The organism is Yeosuana marina (assembly GCF_011762485.1).
GTDB lineage: Bacteria > Bacteroidota > Bacteroidia > Flavobacteriales > Flavobacteriaceae > Yeosuana > Yeosuana marina.
Window position 1 is genome coordinate 15,158 of sequence record NZ_JAAKGI010000026.1, and the last position, 19,833, is coordinate 34,990.

The window sequence follows — 19,833 nt, forward strand, 5'->3', positions numbered from 1 at the left end:
GACACGTTTTTATTTTTTATTATAAAAGGTGTTTTATGGTCTTTGTTCTTACGTAGAGTATCAATCAAGACAATGTAATTTATCAATAAAAAATTCTTTGTATTTAACACTATTTATTTCAAAGGGATATTTCGTGCCTCTAAATTTTAATGATTTAATTGGTGATTTTTTTAATATGGCTATTTGCGAACTGGATAACTTTCCTTTCAATTTAAAGTTACCACAATCAATATCCCAAGAATGATAAAAAGTTACTACTTGATTATTTTCAAGCTTCACTCTAACATAAGATCTATTGTTTGAAAGATAACTTACACAACCCAAATCTTGTTCTAAATTAAAAAACACATACTCACGCTGTCCTTGTTTATATAACTCAATAGTAAGGTTATCATTCACTTTATAGGGAATGGTTCTAATGATCTTGACATTGTCAATATCATCAAATTCATTCATGCTATAATTACATGTATTACGAAGGCCCGTTGTATCTGATTCTGGCGTCTTCTTCTCTTCTAAAACTTTAGCAATAGAGTCCTCATGTTTTTTTGCATTTATGTCCTCTTGATTTTGTCTAACTAATTCTTGATGCTCTTGTTGATGCTTTTGCTCATCTACTACTTTGGCAATAGAGTCTTGACGTTGTTTTTCTCTTTTCTCTTCTTCGTTCTTTCTCAAAGCCTCTTGTAATTCTTGCTGATGTTTTTTCTCTTCTGAAACTTTAGCTAAAGAGTCCTCTAGCCTCTTAGCGTTTATGTATTCTTCGTTCTTTCTTGCCAACTCTTGAAGCTCTTGTTGCTTCTTTTGTTCTTCTGCCGCTTTGGCAATCGAGTCCTTTCGTCTTATTTCCTTGAGATATTCTTGATTTCGTCTAGCTAACTCCTCTAATTCTTGCTGTTTCTTCTCTGATTCTTTAACTCTAGAAATTGAATCTTGTCGTTGCTTTTCTCTTATAGCCTGTTCCAGAAGTTCTTGTTGCTTCTTTTCTGCTTCTTTTACTTTATCTATAGAATCCTCTCGTCTCTTGGCATTAAGATACTCTTGGTTTCTTCTTGCAAGCTCTTGAAGTTCTTGTTGCTTCTTTTGTTCTTCTTTGACTCTAGAAATGGAATCTACTCGTTGCTGTTCAATCTTAGCCTCTTTTTTCTTTCTTGCTAATTCTTGTTGTTTCTTTACTTCTTCTTTAATCTTGACTATAGAATCTTCACTTCTTTTGGCATTAAGGTACTCTTGATTTCTTCTTGCAAGCTCCTGAAGTTCTTGTTGCTTCCTTTCTGCTTCTTCTCTAACTTTAACTATAGAATCTTGTCGTTGTTTTTTCTCTCTCGCTTCTTCGTTCTTTCTTAAAGCCTCTTGTAATTCTTGCTGACGTTTTTTCTCTTGTGAAACTTTAGCTAAAGAGTCCTCTAGCCTCTTAGTTTTTATGTACTCTTCGTTCTTTCTTGCCAGTTCTTCAAGCTCCTGTTGTTTCTTTGCTTCTTCTTTAATCTTGGCTATAGAATCTTCACTTCTTTTGGCATTAAGGTACTCTTGATTTCTTCTTGCAAGCTCTTGAAGTTCTTGTTGCTTCTTTTGTGCTTCTTCTTTAACTTTAACTATAGAATCTTGTCGTTGTTTTTCCTCTCTCGCTTCTTCGTTCTTTCTTAATGCCTCTTGTAATTCTTGCTGACGTTTTTTATCTTGTGAAACTTTAGCTAAAGAGTCCTCTAGCCTCTTAGTTTTTATGTACTCTTCGTTTTTTCTTGCCAGTTCTTCAAGCTCTTGTTGTTTCTTTTGCTCTTCTACTACTTTGGCAATTGAGTCTTTACGTCGTTTTTCCTTTAAATAATCTTGATTTCGTCTAGCTAGCTCCTCAAGTTCTTGTTGTTTCATTTCTGATTCTTTAACGCTAGAAATGGAATCTTGTCGTTGCTTTTCTCTTATAGCCTGTTCCTGAAGCTCTTGTTGCTTCTTTTGCTCTTCTACTACCATGGCAATGGAATCTTGACGTCCCTTTTCCTTTAGATACTCTTGATTTCGTCTAGCTAGCTCCTCAAGTTTTTGTTGACGTTTTTTCTCTTCTAAAACTTTAGCTATAGAATCCTCTCGTCTCTTAGTTTTAATGTATTCTTCGTTCTTTCTTACCAACTCTTGAAGCTCTTGTTGACGTTTTTGCTCTTCTGCCGCTTTGGCAATTGAGTCTTTACGTCTTGTTTCCATGAGATATTCTTGATTTCGTCTAGCTAACGCCTCTAAGTCTTGCTGTTTCTTCTCTGATTCTTCAACTTTAGCTATAGAATCTTGTATTATCTTTTTCCTTTTAGCTTGTTCCTGAAGTTCTTGTTGTTTCTTTTTCTCTTCTACTACTTTAGCTATGGAATCCTCATGTTGTGTTCTCTCTTCAAACCCTCGATTCTTTCTTACAATTTCCTGTATTTTACGTCTTCTATCTTCTTCTTGTTTTAAAGCCTCTATTCTTTGTTTTTCTTGATAAGCATAAAACAAATCCATCATGTCTTCAGTGACCACTAAATATTGTGAATCGACAAAACCTTCCCACTCTTTATACTTTATTTTGTATTTATCCTTACCTAAATAATCAATAACAATACATTTCTCATGATTTTCAAATTCAACTAATGGATTGGAAAAATTATCAATATTTTCATATAAAGCCCCGTCCTGAGAAAACTCAGTCTCTATATTTATTTCTTGTGAAAATAAATTTAAAGATAAGCCTAAATAAAAAAGAATGAAGTAAACATATTTAGTCATAAAAAAACTTAAGATAATTGGGGTTTACAAATCTGTAATGTATTTGTCTTTTTATTTAATTGTAATTGTATAGTTCAAAAATAAAACAATTCTTTTACTCAAAGGTTATAAAAACCCTCTTTTAAATAGGGTTTGTTATTCGTTTTATTTACTTGTTGAATGTGTATAGAATATAATAAAAATGTTACTTAAACTACTATAAATTTTCTGTATTTAACAGTTAAAAGACCCATAATTATAAATTTATAATTATGGGTCTTTTAAGAAAAACTTCTTACAATTACCAATATTTTTTTTCTAGTGTCCTGATTTTATTCAAAATATAATCAGAATTTTTATCCATCCACGCTTTTTGATCTTCGCTTGCATTAAAATATTGACTTGAATAGCTAGTATACGTCTTTTGTGCTTGAATAGCATCATTTTTTAAATATTCCGATTGTTTAAGAATATCTAATTTTTGAAGAAAAATACTTTCAGTCTTTGACATATTGAAAAGAATTAGTTAATCTAACAATGTAATAAATTTAATAGAGGTTTTTTATGATAAAAGTCATGTGCATAGACTTATAAATCTGTTTTTATAAATAATTAATTTTTATATACTAAATTAAGAATGAAACGTTTTATAGAGTATTATTAATCAATTTGTTAGTAGTTAATCGATTTATTGAAGTAATATATATTATAACTAAATAATAATTTTATTTTTAAGCTTTACTTTTATTCCCTTTTTATGAAAAGACTTTTTAAATTTCTTAAAAAATTTACAAGCTACTTATTTAATACTAGAGCTGCCGGATTATATATCTTGCTATTTGCTGCTGCTATAGCCATTGCAACCTTTGTTGAAAATGATTTTGGAACAAGTGCTGCGCAAAAAGTGATTTTTAAATCGTGGTGGTTTGAATTGCTACTGATTCTTTTTGGAATCTCTATTCTTGTAAACATCTTTAAATTTAGAATGATTCAACAAAAAAAATGGCCCTTAGTCATATTTCATGCTGCAATCATTATCATTTTAATCGGTGCAGGAGTTACACGTTATTTTGGCTATGAAGGTATCATGCATATTCGAGAAAATAATTCTTCAAATAATTTTTTATCTTCTAACACGTATTTGAAATTTCGGGTAACCAAAAATAATCAAACCTACAACTTTGATGAAGACGTATTATTTGCATCGCTAGGCAATAATTATTTTAAAGAATCATATATTATTGATAACGATTTAATCGAAGTAGAGGTTAAAGATTTTATTCCAAACCCAAAACAAGTACTACAAGCTAGCATTGATGGAAAGCCCTCCCTTAAAATAGTGGTTTCGGGCATGAATGGTAGAGAAGAATATTTTATTAGCGAAGGAGAAAGTAAACGTATAAACAATATCCTATACAACTTCAATGATCAGGAGGTACCGAATGCCTTTAACATTCTGTTTAAAGGTGATTCCTTATCTTTTAAAACTAATACCACATATTCACAAATGGTTATGGCTACGCAAACTCGCGATACCATTTATCCTTCAGGCTCCTACCAATCATTAAAATTACGTGCGCTATACTCCAATGGTATTAACAATGTTGTATTTCCCGAATTTAATCCTAAAGGGGTTGCTAAAATGGAATCTGAAAGTACGAAAGTTAAAAATGAAAGTATAACTGCATTAGTCCTTGATGTTACAGTAAATGGAGATACACAAGAAACCATTGTTTATGGTGCTAAAGGCAACCCAGGCAGACCTCAACTGTTAAACTTTAATGATTTAAATCTGGCCATATCGTATGGTTCAAAAGATATCTATTTACCATTTTATATTAAACTTAATAAATTCATTCTAGACAAATATCCAGGTACTCAAAGCGCTTCTTCGTATGCTAGTGAAGTTACTTTAATGGATAGCAATAATAGTGTAAACATGGATTTCAGAATTTTCATGAATAATATTTTAAATTATGGTGGGTATCGCTTTTTTCAGTCGTCATTTGATAAAGATGAAAAAGGAACTTATTTAAGTGTTAATCATGATTTTTGGGGAACAACAATATCTTATTTAGGTTATATCTTGCTCACTGCAGGTATGATTTGGACCTTATTCAGTAAAAAGACAAGGTTTCATCAAGTCATTAAGAAAATTAAAAAAATAAGAGCTTCAAGTTCTACATTTATGTTTGTTTTAGGTTTTTTAATGACCTCACAATTAGTACAATCTCAAAATCAAATATCGCATATTACGCATTCGGCGGTGAGTGCAGAACATGCTGAGGCTTTTAGTAAACTGGTGGTTCAAGATTATAAAGGCAGAATGAAACCTGTACATACACTATCAAGAGAATTAATGCGAAAAATTTACAAAAAAGAGAGTTACAAAGGGCTCAACGCCGATCAAATCTTGCTAAGTATTTTTGTTAATAGTCAAGATTGGTATGGTGAAAAAATTATAAAACTAGGAAAACATCAAGATTTATTAAATAAAATTGGGGTTACGGGCAGCTATGCCTCTTACCAAGACTTTTTTGACACCAATGGCAATTACAAATTAAGAGATGAAGTAAGCCGTGTATATGATTTAATTCCGAAAGACAGAGGTGTTTATGAAAAGGAATTGTTGAAAGTTGATGAGCGTCTAAATATTTTAAATATGATGTTTTCTGGTGGCATGCTAAAAATAATCCCTGTTACTAACGATGAAAACAATACCTGGATTTCCAATCACAGTCACGGAAACGGGCATGATAGCCAAATAGCATCAGACTTTTTCAGTTCGTACACCATGGCACTTAAAAAAGGTATTGACACTAAAAATTATGGTGATGCCAATAGATTGCTAGCGGAATTAAAAGATTATCAATTTAAAAACGGTGGTGAGATTATGCCTAGTGCAGCTAAAATTAATGCTGAAATATTGTTAAACAAACTAAATATTTTCAACAGGTTAGCTTTACTTTATTTTTTATTAGGTATAGCCTTTTTATTCTTCTTATTCTTATCGGTTTTTAAACCCAGAATCAAATTAAAAACTATTTATAAAGTCTTATTTGCTTTAGTTATAACAGGATTTGTATTCCACACCCTAGGATTAGGCTTACGATGGTATATCTCAGGAAGAGCGCCATGGAGTAATGGCTATGAATCTATGATCTACATTGCATGGACAACCACCTTAGCTGGTATTCTTTTTACACGAAAATCCTTTGGTGGTTTGGCAGCAACAATGGTTTTGGCAGCTACTATTCTGTTAGTATCTATGTTGAGTTTTTTAGATCCTGAAATTACGCCTTTGGTTCCGGTTTTAAAATCGTATTGGCTAACAATCCACGTGTCGTTAGAGGCTGGTAGCTACGGGTTTTTAATGTTAGGTGCCATTATTGGATTAATTAATTTGTCATTAATGATTTTCACTACATCCAAAAATAAAGAACGTGTAAAAACCATCATAACTGAAATGTCTTATATAAGCGAATTAACGATAACTGGCGGCTTGATAATGGTAAGCATAGGAACTTATTTAGGTGGTGTTTGGGCCAATGAATCTTGGGGTCGTTACTGGGGTTGGGATGCTAAAGAGACATGGGCTCTGGTAACCATTTTAGTATATGCCTTTATTCTACACATGCGAATCATTCCGAAATTAACAGGGCTATTTGTTTATAATGTTTCTACCATTTTTGGTTTAGCCACAGTTATCATGACATACTATGGTGTGAATTATTATTTGTCGGGATTACACTCTTATGCAACAGGAGATCCTATTCCTATACCAAGTTGGGTGTATATTGTAGTTGCGTGTATAATTGCAATTACTGCCTTAGCGTATTTAAAAAAGCGTAAATACAAGGTTATATCATAACATAAAAACCTTTGAAATATAAAAGAGCATAAACTTCGTGAAGTTCATGCTCTTTTTTACAAGTATTGATATTGCTATTTTACAAGAGTTCCCTGTTCTAAAATAATATCATATTTATAACCTGCACCAAAATCCTTATTTAACACAACGACCGCTTTAATAGTAAATTCTGCTCCTTCTGGCACGTAATCATCAGACGTAACAACTAAATCATAATCATCCTTACTTCCGTCTTTAATATGTATCCAATTTCTATCCATAATTCCAGCATTTATTTTAGTACAAATACCATCTAACTGAACTGTTTTGCCTTCATATTTTTTAGGATTATTAACCAATTCGGCTATTTTTATAGAACCTTTATGTTGCACTATTTTTTCAGCATGCATAGGTATATCTTCTTTTTGCACATCATTTTGTGGTGCGCTCGCTAAATCTCCAGTCATTCCTGATTTTGCCATACTTGCATGATTGGCAGAAACTAAACTTCCTACTAAATACACTTTATCAAATACTCTATTATATTCTTTACTTTCAAAATTAGTTTTTAAAAGTCCTCCTTTGTAATAATAGGTCTCTCCAACCTTTGCATCCATACTCCGAGTAGCAATCCAGTAATTATCTGCTCCTTCAGTCACTTTAAGATATACATATTTTGATGTTGGAAGAATTTCATTGACAACTACTGAATGAAATTCATTAGACATTGCTTGATCAGTTCCTGAGGAATCTGAATTAGAAAACACGCTTGGTGCATTAGGTGAATTTTCAGTATTAGAAGTTATGGGAATAACTTTAGGTTCATTTTTACATCCAATAAAAACAACTGTAACAAGTGCTGCTACTACAATTTTAAGTTTCATAATTTATTTCTTTTTTCTGCTTCTAAAAAAGCGTTTAATAATTTGAGTGTTTACTCTATAATTTGTTTCGTCATTATATTTTGATACTTCACCCGAAAAACTAATGGTAAATGATCTATCAATATAATATGATAAATAGGCACCGAGATAATGCTGATTAAAATCAGGCACATTTGTTTCATATTTATAATTTACAAATCTATAATAAATATCGGTACTTAACCTGCTATCCCAAAATTCTCTTGAATACCTAAGAGATACAATATTACTTTTTAAATAATTAGAGGCATTGGAATTATATGTTAAAGACAACCGACCATCTATCGGTAACTTTGAAAAACTGACATAACCATACATATTATCAGATTTGTTTTGACTATCGCTTTGGAATCTTTTGCTATAACTAAACCCTGTAAATACATACTTAAAAGGTTTTATATTTAACCTAGCTCTTAATCCTTGTCTAGCAATATCTTCATCCAATAGTTGCTCAATATCCGTTTCGTAGGTTTTGTAATAAATAATCCGCTTTCTGGAATCATAGGACAATGCTACATTTAATTTACTGTTAAAACGGTAACGACCAGACACATACAAGTTAGTAATCCGTAAATTATCCTTAACCGAGTCATTGACCTTATTATATAAATCAACCTCTAAAGTTGAAAACACATTTAGTTTTTTAAAAATAGTACTTGAATGCTGCAGATATGTAAAACGCCTGTCAATTTCATTATTATTTTTTTGTTCGGCAAAACCTAAGGTTGTTTGAGAACGAAAATTTTCATGATCTGTGAGTTGTCCTACGTAACCACCGTACTGTAACAAATTGGTATTTAGTCCATAATCATAAATATCTGGTCTGAATCCTGCGAGTACACCAACATAACTGTTTCCAAAGAACTTTTCTGCTTGTAAACCATCAATAGCACCGAGCGATGATATTTTATAATTAATTTTTCTGCCAGCAGTTATGGATAGCGTTGAATCTACATCATACTTTACAGCTAAATTATACACGTTTAAATCACTATTATTTAAGTTTCTAGTGGTGTCCTTGGGATAGATGTTTTGCCTGTAATTAAGATACGTCTCTACTGAAACTCTAGAATTATTGATGTGATTAGCTTCTAAAGAAAACCGAGTCATCAATCTGTGATTATCATCCCTAATTTTAGAAAAATTGCTGTAACTGGCCGCTGATAAACGTCCTGTAATTTCTTCTACATAATTGGTTTTCTTAGAGGTATCTTCAATAGCTTGTATAGAATCATTAAAACTAATGCCTATATTTTCTTGAATCTCTTCAGTCTCTAAAACTTTATTTGTTGTTTCAAATTCATACACATATGAAATTTTATCATCTTTATTAACCTGACAATCATTTATTTTAAGACAAACTACCGAGTTTGACGACTTATTTGTAACCACCAAACATTTTTGTTTATTAGGTGCTTGAAGCGTGTCTCCAATTTTAATGACAGTCGTATTATCAAATTTTACATAGGCATTTTTAGACGTGACAAAGGTCACTTTTCCTATGATTGTTTGAAGATTATCTTGGGCTAATGCACTACCCGACAATACCATATATAATATGGAAATAAAATAAAACTTATATCTCATGGTAGTGTTTCTCCTTATCCTCTTCCGTTTGGATGACATTCATAACATGCGTTACTTTCATAAACATATCCATTTTCACCTCTATGCTTGTTATCTACATCATTTTTATTACTATGCTCATGACAAGTAATACAAGAAAAACTTGAATAATCATTAGGATTAGTATGGCATTCCACACAGTCATTCCAAGCTTCCCCTTGCCTGTGTTTTCCTGAGTAAATTGGAAAATATTGCCCATCATGATCAAATTGAGCAGGTTTCCAATTAGGGTTTGTTGTATGACAGGTTGAACAATCGGTTGGGAAGTGAGCTGCTTGATGATTTGGATCATTAGTATTATTATAGTCCGTTTGATGACAACTTATACACTCTGGCGATGCATCTGCATAGCTATTTGTAGTATGACATTGTTTACAGTCTTGAATATCATGGCCTAAGGTTAACGGGAAAAAGTCATGATTGATAGTTGCTGGCGTCCATCCTGGATTTGTGGTGTGACACGACGCACAATCTGTTGAAAATCCATTTGTGCTATGATTTGGATTATTTGTATTATTATAATCTGTTTGGTGACAACTTACACAATTTGGATCGGCATCAGCATAATTATTAGTTTTATGGCACTGTTTACAATCCTGTATATCATGACCCATAGTTAATGGGAAAAAGTCATGATTAATAGTTGCTGGCGTCCATCCTGGATTTGTGGTGTGACATGTTACACAGTCCGTTGAAAAACCAGCATCTCTATGTATTGGATTTTGAGTATTATCATAATCCGTTTGATGACAACTTACACAATTAGGATCGGCATCTGCATAATTGTTTGTTTTATGACATTGTTTACAATCCTGTATATCATGACCCAAAGTCAATGGGAAAAAGTCATGATTTATGTTTGCTGGTGTCCATCCTGGATTTGTGGTGTGACATGTTACACAGTCCGTTGAAAAACCAGCATCTCTATGTATTGGATTTTGAGTATTATCATAATCCGTTTGATGACAACTTACACAATTAGGATCGGCATCTGCATAGTTATTAGTTTTATGACACTCTTTGCAATCTTGTATATCATGACCCATAGTTAATGGGAAAAAGTCATGATTGATGTTTGCTGGTGTCCATCCCGGATTTGTAGTATGACATGATGCACAATCGGTTGAAAATCCTGTATCTCTGTGTATTGGGTTCTGAGTATTGTCATAATCCGTTTGATGACAACTTACACAATTAGGATCGGCATCTGCATAGTTATCAGTTTTATGACACTGTTTACAATCCTGAATATCATGACCCATAGTTAATGGGAAAAAGTCATGATTAATGTTCGCTGGTGTCCATCCCGGATTTGTAGTGTGACACAATACACAATCGGTTGAAAATCCCGTATCTCTGTGTATTGGGTTCTGAGTATTGTCATAATCCGTTTGATGACAACTTACACAATTAGGATCGGCATCGGCATAATTATCTGTTTTATGACATTCTTTACAATCTTGTATATCATGCCCCATAGTTAATGGAAAAAAGTCATGATTGATGTTTGCTGGTGTCCATCCTGGATTCGTAGTATGACATGATGCACAATCGGTTGAAAAACCAACACTTGAATGATTAGGATTTTGAGTATTATTAAAATCTGTTTGGTGACAACTTATACATTCTGGTGATGCATCGGAATAATTATTTGTTTTATGACACTGTTTGCAATCCTGAATATCATGCCCTTGCGTTAATGGGAAAAAGTCATGATTGATATTTTGAGAATCCCAACCTGTTCCTAAAGGTGTATGGCATTCAATACAATCCGTTGAAAATCCTAATTCACTATGATTCGGACTTTGTGTTGCATCATAATCTTGTTTGTGACAACTAATACAATCATTACCAATTCTATCGAATCGTATACTAGTTTCAGACGTATGGCATTCATTACAACTTAACCCTCCATGAGACCCAATTAACGGAAACCCGTTTTCTTCGTGTATCTCAGGTATATTATTAACAATCCAAGTATTTGTAGTATGGCATTGAGCGCAATCATTCCCTACAGACATACTATGAATATCCTTATGGCAAGAAGCACATTGATCAGGAGCTTGATTAAAAACTAAACTTTCATGACATGCTTTACAATCTGTTTGCGTATGAGCACCTTCTAATTTAAAATTGGTTTTTTTATTGTGATCAAATCTCATTAAATAAATATCCAACTCCCAACCTGAGGGGTTGTGACATTGATTACAGTTTATTTTAAAATCGTCACCATGTGGCGATTGCGCTGGTGATTGTGCCATAATTGGCATGACGACTATTAAAAATAAACCTATTATGAGTGACAGTCTACGCATTCAAACTTGTTTAATTTATATATTACTTGAGCTTTTCCGTTTATAGTTTCGCTTATATGACAAGCTTTGCAATCTATTTCGGCATGTCTACCTTCAAGAGGGAAATTGGTAGTATTATGATCAAAATTTTCAGGAAACCAACTACTTGTAACGTGGCACCTTTTACAGTCTGTGACCCCTTCTATTGCAAAGGTATCTCCATGTTTATTTTCATGGCAAGACTCACATTTGGTGTCCAAATTAGCAAATTTTTGAATTGTAACTACATTATTATCAGACTTTTCGATGAAATGACATGCTCTACAATCAACTTCTGTATGTTTCCCATCCAATCTAAATTTTGTCTTGTTATGGTCAAAACTGTTTATTTTAGACCAACTTTCATTGATATGACACGTTTTACAATCATTATCTGGATAAAACTTTTTACTAATAAATCCATCGTGAATATCATTATGACAATCCTTACAATCGGATCCTAAATTTGTAAATGTCCATCGTTCTTCTTTTTCACTTACATGACATGCAAAACACGGTGTTGCTACATGAGCTCCTTTTAAAGGAAATTCTGTTTCTTGATGCTTTTCAAGTGTAAACAGACTATAATCAAATCCTTCTTGTAAGGAATGACAAGTAACACAATCTGGAACAATCCCATTTTCCTTAAATTCTCCTTTATGATAATCAACATGACACTTATTACATGCTGAAAAGTCTATGGCTTTTGTATATCTTCCTTTATGACATTGCTTACAATCTACCTGTAAATGCTTGCCTTCCAAAGGGTAATCCGTCAAATCATGATTAAAAGACTTCATACTTTTTAACGCAAAAAAACTCGTTTCATTGTGGCACTTGGCACAGTCTAATCCAAATTTACCCTCATGTTGGTCTTTATGGCATTTCACACAATTATTTTCTTTTATTCTAAGATTGTCTTGAAACACTAAAAGAGGATTAGTTGTTTCTTTATGACAAGCAAAACAATCAACCTCAGCGTGTTTTCCTTTTAACGTGAAATTTGTAGTACTGTGATCAAAGGTAGTTTGACCATTAAATAATTTAAAGTCGGTCTCTGTATGGCAGGATTTACAATCTCCTGGAAGCTTACTCTCATGAGGATCTTCATGACAGGACTTACAGTCTTGAAAAGCAATCCCTGTAAACTCTTGAAAATCTTCCCCGTTACGTGTTGTTTTTTTATGACATTTAATACAATCAACTTCAACGTGCTTACCAAGTAGTTTAAAATCTGCTTTATCATGGTTAAACTTTGAAGCAGGTTTAAAAGACTCAAAATCATGGCATTGTTTACAATCTTTTGGAAGTGTATTTTGATGAAAATCATCGTGACAAGTTAAACACTCTTGATTTAACCCTAAAAAGGTATTGGTTCTCTTTCTAATCTCTGAGTCTTCAATAAAGTCTGGTTTATGGCATTGATTACAATCAATTGTATTGTGTTTTCCCTCAAGTTTATAACCTGTATCGTCATGCTTAAAATTATCTTGATCAAAACGAGCCATTTCAAACTTGCGCCCGTTATGGTCACTATGGCACTGAAAGCAATCCTTTTTAATAACAGTAGGATTGGCGTGCAAACCTTTTTTATTATTTATAAGAGACTGTATTTCTTTATGGCATTCTAAACATTTACTATCCTGTACTTTTTCCCCTATTTCATGGCATTGGGTACAATTAGTCATCCCTTCTAGTTTGGCATGAGCTTGAGACAAATCTCCAGGAGATATTTGTCCGTAACCACATATTACCGAAAGGAACAGAAATAAAAGAATGCTATTTTTAAGAAATATCTTCATATTAACTAATCGTGCCTTTTCATAACGTAACCAAAACGCTTGGTAATATTAACACCAGACTTTTGTAAAAATCCTGTTGGTAATTCTCCACCTGCAAAAATGTACACCAAATCATTATCTAACTTTTCTGGTTGATCATTTTCATTTATCGTAATCATGACATGATCGTCATGAATGGACACAAGATTTGAGTTATAAATAACCTTAACGCTTTTATCATTAATAGCTTGTTCTATTTTTTCTTTATTTTTCGGTTTTAACCTTGAAAACTTGTCTTTTCTATAGGATAAAATAGCTTCATTTTCATCCTTTAATAATAGAACAGTTTCAATAGCAGAATCCCCACCTCCAACTACTAAAACTTTTTTATTTTTTATTCTTTCTGGTTCTAAAAGTCTATAAGCCACTTTGGTTGATTCTTCTCCAGGTACATTAAGTTTTCTTGGGGTTCCGCGTCTACCTATAGCTAATAATATATGATTACAAATATATTCGTCCCCCATTAAAGTTATAACTTTAAACGTATCATTTTCAATAGGAATAATTTGCTCGACCTTTGTGTTTTCTGTTATTTTTATATCATGCTCTGTTATAACTTTTTTCCACAGTTGTAATAATTCATCTTTTGAAGTATCGTATAACTTGGCTTTACCATAAAGAGGCAAATCCATTGGTGCGGTCATGACAATTTTTGATCTAGGAAAGGTATAAACAGTTCCTCCAAGCGAATCTTGTTCTAGAGTAACACTGGTTAATCCATGTTTTTTAGCAGCGAGCGTTGCCGAAATTCCTGCTGGCCCTGCTCCAACAATAAGTACGTCAATAACATTAGGTTTTGATGGTTTCTTACTTTTAACAATACTATCTATGGCTTGCTGACCTTGCTCAACACTATTTTTTATAAGTCCCATGCCTCCAAGTTCACCTGCTATATAAATTCCCTTTGTGTTAGTTTCAAAATTTTGATTAACATGAGGTAAGTCGACACCTCTTGTTTCTGTTCCTATTCTAAGAGAAATAGCTTCAACTGGACAGGCATGAAAACATGCCCCATGACCAATACAATTAGCTGTATTTATAACTGTAGCAACGCCATCAACAATTCCTAAAATATCCTTTTCAGGACAATCTGCTACACATGCTGCGCTTCCTATACAGGATTTTAAATCGATGTGAGGATATAAAGACACAGGTTCAAACAAGCCTTCTTCTTTGGCTATGTGAACTTTTTTTTCAACATCTTCAGACTTAACTCGTTTTTTCCGTGTATAGAAAAAAATCACAATGGCACATAGTAAGAAGACTATACCATACACAATAACTTGTTCTAAAAATACTTCATCTTCCATTAGAATATCCATTTATAACCAAAAGCCAACGTAACTCCAACATGAATGACCACAATTACAAGCATAATTAATGCAAACGGTAAGTGTGCTACATGCCAGTATTTAAAAAGCTTTTGCATGAGTAATAGTCTATCTATCTTTTTGGATAAAGACATATCATCCTTTACCAATTTTAAAATGTAATGCCTATCCTCTTTTGGGAAATTTTTCCTTTTAAGTTCTCTTTTAAGTTTTCTAACATCCTTGGAAGATGGTTTTTCTGCATTTGAAATATTGAGAATAACTTGTTTGGTTTGGTCATCCACTTCAATCTCATCCTGTATCGTTGTGGCCAAATCGGTTTTTAAACCTTTTACTTCGTTAAGAGTTAGTTCTCTTCCTTCAAGTGTTCTTGGTATTTGAATATAAATAAACCGTCCTACCACACCACTTAAAACAACCGCTACCATGCTCCAAAATGCAATAGACACAATCCCTCCAAATTTAAAAGCCGTATGAAATAAAATCATGATAGGGCCCAAAGTGCATAAAAAAATATGAAACTCTAATAAATATTTTAAACGAATTATTTTTGATAAAAAATTATATCGCTTTCTGGCTATGTAGATTGTTACGCCAAAAAGGATAAGAAGTGTTCCTACAATACCTAAGCCATGACCATAGACTCCGCTGGGTTTAAACCACTTGTGTTCTGGATGATAAAAGCGTTCTTCTAAAGGGGTATTATAATATGTGTAGCCTATATAACTAAGGTAGGCAGTAACAACTAAAATAATTAATACCATTAAGGCTATATAAGCACTATGTATCTGTTTATTCAATGGTTAGTTTTAATTTGGGTTAACTTATGTACGACAATATATCTGTGTTTGGATTTTTCAAGAGTTTATATGCTTTATGTAATACAATTAACCCTAAAAAAACCCTACCATAAAATACTTTTACACCATTGTTCGTCAAGCAATTAACTAAATAATTTCCAATAAAAAAAACCCATACTAAAAATTAGTACGGGTTCATATTTTTTTAAAACTAAAAAATATTCGTAAAATATTATATAATTATAACCTTACATGCATCGTGAAATTCCAAAAAAAAAGTGCAACTCTATTCTATAAGTTATAAGATTTAAAGCGCTAATTTACCACTAACAAAATTTAAATTTATTGCCTTAGCCTGGTAAAGTAATTCACAAGAAATCTCTCTAACTTATTTTGAGATTTTTCATTTCTCTTTCTTGCTTTTTTTGCTCCAATCTTTCTAATTCAAGCTTAATTTCTTGACTACGCTTGTTTAATTGTCCGATTTTCTCTTCTCTACTTTTTTGTTTTAGAATTTTTTCTTCAAGTAATAATTGTTCTTTTTTAAGTTCAATTTTTTTTAACTTTTTTTCTTGAATTTTTTCTAAAACGACAGACGCATATGCATAACCATACATACATATGAAGAGTAATGCTACAATTCCTAAAATGACATAACCATTTTCCATGAGGGTGAGGGATGAAATTAATTAATTAAAATATTTAAAATTTAATTTTTCTCAAAAAAACTTGATTTTTTTTAAGAATATATAAATCTGTATTCAAAATTAATAAAATAGATTCTTTGATTAAAAATTAATAGTTAAAGCACAAAAAAAAGTAGTCAAAATCAAAATAAAAGTATAACGGCTTAGTTTTTAATACCGTAGAGGTTTAAACTATTACATAAAAAAACTGCTTCATTTATTATTATGAAACAGTTTTTAAAAAATTTATTAAGTACTAAAATCGTGATAACCTCAAAATTTCATTTTACACTAACATAGTTACAGGATTTTCAATATATCCTTTTAATGTTTGAAGAAATTGGGCCCCAGTTGCTCCATCTACTGTTCTATGATCGCAAGCTAACGATAATTTCATAGTATTACCAACTACAATCTGACCATTTTTAACCACCGGTTTTTCAACAATATTTCCAACAGAAAGAATTGCTGAATTAGGTTGATTAATGATTGATGTAAAAGTATCTATACCAAACATTCCTAAATTCGAAACGGTAAATGTACTACCTTCCATATCAGCTGGCGTTAATTTTTTATTTCTTGCTTTACCAGCTAAATCCTTAACAGCAGCACCAATTTGTGGTAAACTTTGCTCATTTGCAAACTTAACAACAGGCACAACCAATCCATCTGGAACGGCAACTGCCACACCAATATGCACGTGGTGATTTAAGCGCATTTTATCTGGAAACCATTGTGAATTTACTTGTGGGTGCTGTTTTAATGCTAAAGCACATGCTTTAACAATCATATCATTATAAGATATTTTGGTATCTGGAATGGTATTAAACTGAGCACGAAACGCTATAGCATTATCCATATCAAACTCCACACTTAAATAATAGTGAGGGGCAGAAAATTTAGAATTTGTTAATGCTTTTGCTATGGCTTTACGCATTTGTGAGTTTGTTATATCCTCAAAATCTTCTTGACCCATTGGTACAAATTTACCAACAGATGCAGCTGAAGAAGCGGCTGGCACAAAATTCTCAACATCGGACTTTACAATACGTCCGTTATCTCCAGATCCTTGAACCTGTGATAAATCAATACCCTTCTCCTCTGCTATTTTTTTAGCTAAAGGAGATGCAAATAATCGTCCGTTTGAAGATACCGAAGCAACAGGTTTTGATGCTTTAGGAGTCTCCTGCTTTGGAGTATCAGAAACTTTTGGTGTTTCTGCTTTTGGAGCTTCAGCTTTCTTAGGAGCTTCTTCTATTTTATCTACAGATTTATTAAAATTAGCAGCAACTCCTGAAACATCTGTTCCTGCAGGACCAATAATAGCTAATAGAGAATCTACTTTTGCAGATTCACCTTCCTTTAATCCTATTTGTAGTAAGGTACCAGATTGGAACGATTCAAACTCCATAGTTGCCTTATCGGTTTCTATTTCTGCTAAAATATCACCTTCAGAAACCTCATCACCAACTTTTTTAAGCCATTTAGCAACAGTTCCCTCTTCCATAGTGTCACTCAAACGCGGCATTGTTACAACAATAACACCTTCAGGTAAATCAACATCCGCAGTTGTTTTTTCTTTAGATTCTGTAGGTTCTTGAGCAACTTCTTTTGATTCTTCTTTTTTTGTTTCAGTAGAAGATGATCCGTTAACTAAATCTGAAATATCTTCACCTTCCTCTCCAATAATTGCTAAAAGTTCATCTACTTTGGTTGTCTCTCCTTCTTGAACTCCAATATGAAGTAAGGTTCCTTCGTTAAAAGATTCAAACTCCATGGTAGCTTTATCGGTTTCAATTTCTGCTAATATATCTCCTTCTTCAACCTTATCACCAACTTTCTTTAACCAAGTGGCAACAGTTCCTTCTTCCATGGTGTCGCTTAAACGCGGCATATTTACTACTATAGCCATAGTTTATAATTTATGTTTTATAAATGGGTAATCTTCTTGCTCATAAACCACATCGTACATGACGCTTTTGTCTGGGAATGGTGATTCTTCTGCAAATTTTTCGCATTCTGCAACTAAACTCTTAACGCGTTTGTCAATAACTTTTAAATCATCTTCAGTCGCATATTTCTTTTCTAATATCACATCCTTTACTTGAGTAATAGGGTCAATTTTCTTGTACTCTTCAACCTCATCTTTAGTTCTATAATGCTGCGCATCACTCATTGAATGCCCTCTGTAACGATATGTTTTTAACTCTAAAAATGTTGGCCCTTCTCCACGACGTGCTCTTTGGATGGCTTCATCAAAAGCTTCAGCAACTTTTACAGGATTCATACCATCAACTGGTCCGCAAGGCATTTCATATCCTTTTCCTAATTTCCATATATCAGTATGATTTGCCGTTCTAGCAACAGAAGTACCCATAGCATATCCATTGTTTTCGCAAACAAATACAACAGGTAGATTCCATAACATTGCTAAATTAAACGTTTCATGCAAAGAACCCTGACGAGCAGCGCCATCTCCAAAACAACATAAAGTAACAGCATCGCTACCATGGTATTTATCTCCAAATGCCATACCAGCACCCAACGGAATTTGTCCTCCTACAATACCATGACCACCAAAAAAGCGGTGTTCTTTAGAAAATATATGCATAGAGCCACCTAAACCTTGAGAGGTACCTGTTGCCTTTCCATATAGTTCAGCCATAATACGTTTAGGATCTACACCCATTCCTATTGGTTGTACATGATTTCTATAAGCGGTTATCATCTTGTCTTTAGTCAAATCCATAGCGTGTAAAGCACCAGCTAATACAGCCTCTTGACCATTGTATAAATGAAGAAACCCTCTTACCTTTTGTTGGATATATACAGCTGCCAACTTGTCCTCAAATTTTCTCCAGAACAGCATGTCCTCATACCATTTAAGATATGTATTTTTAGTGATTTTTTGCATTGACTATTTTATGTTTTACTTATAAAGAGTACAAAAGTAATACTTTGTCTCCTATTGAAAAAGTCTTAATTAATTAAAGTCTAAAAAATATTTAAAAAAAAGGTGTAGACCTTCAACATTGAATTTTTAATAATTTTGATCAAAAATAATGTCATATCAAAAAAATTAAGAGGCTGCTTCTATCAAAATTTATTAGATTTCTTATAAAACTAGAGAACTTTTTTATCAAATACTAAGGGTAATAAATTTGCTAAAGAATTTGATTTTGCAATTTTACCTACTTCACCCATAAAATAAATCTCAATAGGGGTCTCTTGTTTTATTTCATATTCTGCAATAGCTTGTCTGCATGAACCGCAAGGTGGAATAGGGCTTGTTGTTTGGTTATTTTTAGAACCTGCTGAAATAGCCATTCTTATCACTTTAGCATTGGGATATTTAGATCCAGCATAAAATATTGCAGTACGCTCCGCACACAACCCTGATGGATATGATGCGTTTTCTTGATTATTACCAGTAATAATTTTGTTATTATCTAAAAGTAAAGCGGCTCCTACATAAAAGTTTGAGTAGGGAGCATACGCACGTTCTCTAGCTTCAATAGCCTTATTCATTAATAAAACAACATCCTTTGGTAATTCATCGAGAGTATCATAAAGATAAAGTGTCGATTCAATTTTTACTTCTTTCATCTGTTAATTTGTGTTTTTATAGGTCAGATGAAATGCTCTTGAGAAACATTCTAGCTGTTTTTTAAAATTTTTTCGCATGTATTTTATTTCCTATTCTAACCTAT

At 32.7% G+C, this 19,833-nt stretch carries 13 protein-coding genes; 1 reads left to right on the plus strand and 12 read right to left on the minus strand.

Going from position 1 to position 19,833, the window contains the following annotated elements; genetic code table 11:
• Positions 1–60: 60 nt before the first annotated feature.
• Entirely contained in the window at positions 61–2,754 is a 2,694-nt protein-coding gene (locus tag G5V56_RS14150; RefSeq protein WP_166966169.1) for a hypothetical protein, read from the minus strand.
• Between the two features lie 280 nt (positions 2,755–3,034).
• Complete coding sequence (locus tag G5V56_RS14155) at positions 3,035–3,244, minus strand: hypothetical protein (RefSeq protein ID WP_166966171.1); 210 nt, start codon at positions 3,242–3,244, stop codon at positions 3,035–3,037.
• Positions 3,245–3,490: 246 nt separating this feature from the next.
• Here G5V56_RS14155 and ccsA point away from each other — a divergent pair, with 246 nt between their 5' ends.
• Positions 3,491–6,604 (plus strand): cytochrome c biogenesis protein, encoded by a 3,114-nt coding sequence (ccsA, locus tag G5V56_RS14160; RefSeq protein ID WP_166966173.1) that lies wholly within the window; start codon positions 3,491–3,493, stop codon positions 6,602–6,604.
• A gap of 74 nt (positions 6,605–6,678) precedes the next feature.
• Here ccsA and G5V56_RS14165 read toward each other — a convergent pair whose 3' ends face one another.
• From G5V56_RS14165 to cdd, 10 genes are all read right to left on the minus strand, one after another.
• Positions 6,679–7,467: a hypothetical protein gene (locus G5V56_RS14165; RefSeq protein WP_166966175.1), complete on the minus strand. Its 789-nt coding sequence runs from the start codon at positions 7,465–7,467 to the stop codon at positions 6,679–6,681.
• Positions 7,468–7,470: 3 nt separating this feature from the next.
• Positions 7,471–9,093 carry a hypothetical protein gene (locus G5V56_RS14170; protein WP_166966177.1) on the minus strand — a complete coding sequence of 541 codons (1,623 nt, stop codon included), beginning with the start codon at positions 9,091–9,093 and terminating at the stop codon, positions 7,471–7,473.
• A gap of 14 nt (positions 9,094–9,107) precedes the next feature.
• The gene (locus G5V56_RS14175) at positions 9,108–11,447 is read right to left on the minus strand and encodes a hypothetical protein (RefSeq protein WP_166966179.1); all 2,340 of its coding nucleotides are present in this window, start codon (positions 11,445–11,447) and stop codon (positions 9,108–9,110) included.
• Positions 11,426–13,267, minus strand: a complete 1,842-nt coding sequence (locus G5V56_RS14180; protein ID WP_166966181.1) for a cytochrome c3 family protein — start codon at positions 13,265–13,267, stop codon at positions 11,426–11,428. The genes G5V56_RS14175 and G5V56_RS14180 overlap by 22 nt, the downstream gene beginning before the upstream one ends.
• Before the next feature lie 5 nt (positions 13,268–13,272).
• Positions 13,273–14,616, minus strand: a complete 1,344-nt coding sequence (locus G5V56_RS14185) for an NAD(P)-binding domain-containing protein (RefSeq protein WP_166966183.1) — start codon at positions 14,614–14,616, stop codon at positions 13,273–13,275.
• Positions 14,616–15,437, minus strand: coding sequence for a hypothetical protein (locus tag G5V56_RS14190; protein WP_240911326.1), 822 nt, complete (start codon positions 15,435–15,437; stop codon positions 14,616–14,618). The genes G5V56_RS14185 and G5V56_RS14190 overlap by 1 nt, the downstream gene beginning before the upstream one ends.
• 383 nt (positions 15,438–15,820) lie before the next feature.
• Positions 15,821–16,105, minus strand: a complete 285-nt coding sequence (locus G5V56_RS14195) for a hypothetical protein (RefSeq protein WP_166966185.1) — start codon at positions 16,103–16,105, stop codon at positions 15,821–15,823.
• A 304-nt stretch (positions 16,106–16,409) separates the two neighbouring features.
• Positions 16,410–18,035: a pyruvate dehydrogenase complex dihydrolipoamide acetyltransferase gene (locus G5V56_RS14200; RefSeq protein WP_166966187.1), complete on the minus strand. Its 1,626-nt coding sequence runs from the start codon at positions 18,033–18,035 to the stop codon at positions 16,410–16,412.
• Positions 18,036–18,038: 3 nt separating this feature from the next.
• Complete coding sequence (gene pdhA / locus G5V56_RS14205; protein WP_166966189.1) at positions 18,039–19,037, minus strand: pyruvate dehydrogenase (acetyl-transferring) E1 component subunit alpha; 999 nt, start codon at positions 19,035–19,037, stop codon at positions 18,039–18,041.
• A 209-nt stretch (positions 19,038–19,246) separates the two neighbouring features.
• Positions 19,247–19,729 carry a cytidine deaminase gene (cdd, locus tag G5V56_RS14210; RefSeq protein WP_166966191.1) on the minus strand — a complete coding sequence of 161 codons (483 nt, stop codon included), beginning with the start codon at positions 19,727–19,729 and terminating at the stop codon, positions 19,247–19,249.
• Positions 19,730–19,833: the final 104 nt, after the last annotated feature.

Excerpts from the sequence above, each read along its gene's own strand:
- G5V56_RS14150 (WP_166966169.1), bottom strand. The coding sequence starts at position 2,754 with ATGACTAAATATGTTTACTTCATTCTTTTTTATTTAGGCTTATCTTTA.
- G5V56_RS14155 (WP_166966171.1), bottom strand. The coding sequence starts at position 3,244 with ATGTCAAAGACTGAAAGTATTTTTCTTCAAAAATTAGATATTCTTAAA.
- ccsA (WP_166966173.1), top strand. The coding sequence starts at position 3,491 with ATGAAAAGACTTTTTAAATTTCTTAAAAAATTTACAAGCTACTTATTT.
- G5V56_RS14165 (WP_166966175.1), bottom strand. The coding sequence starts at position 7,467 with ATGAAACTTAAAATTGTAGTAGCAGCACTTGTTACAGTTGTTTTTATT.
- G5V56_RS14170 (WP_166966177.1), bottom strand. The coding sequence starts at position 9,093 with ATGAGATATAAGTTTTATTTTATTTCCATATTATATATGGTATTGTCG.
- G5V56_RS14175 (WP_166966179.1), bottom strand. The coding sequence starts at position 11,447 with ATGCGTAGACTGTCACTCATAATAGGTTTATTTTTAATAGTCGTCATG.
- G5V56_RS14180 (WP_166966181.1), bottom strand. The coding sequence starts at position 13,267 with ATGAAGATATTTCTTAAAAATAGCATTCTTTTATTTCTGTTCCTTTCG.
- G5V56_RS14185 (WP_166966183.1), bottom strand. The coding sequence starts at position 14,616 with ATGGAAGATGAAGTATTTTTAGAACAAGTTATTGTGTATGGTATAGTC.
- G5V56_RS14195 (WP_166966185.1), bottom strand. The coding sequence starts at position 16,105 with ATGGAAAATGGTTATGTCATTTTAGGAATTGTAGCATTACTCTTCATA.
- G5V56_RS14200 (WP_166966187.1), bottom strand. The coding sequence starts at position 18,035 with ATGGCTATAGTAGTAAATATGCCGCGTTTAAGCGACACCATGGAAGAA.
- pdhA (WP_166966189.1), bottom strand. The coding sequence starts at position 19,037 with ATGCAAAAAATCACTAAAAATACATATCTTAAATGGTATGAGGACATG.
- cdd (WP_166966191.1), bottom strand. The coding sequence starts at position 19,729 with ATGAAAGAAGTAAAAATTGAATCGACACTTTATCTTTATGATACTCTC.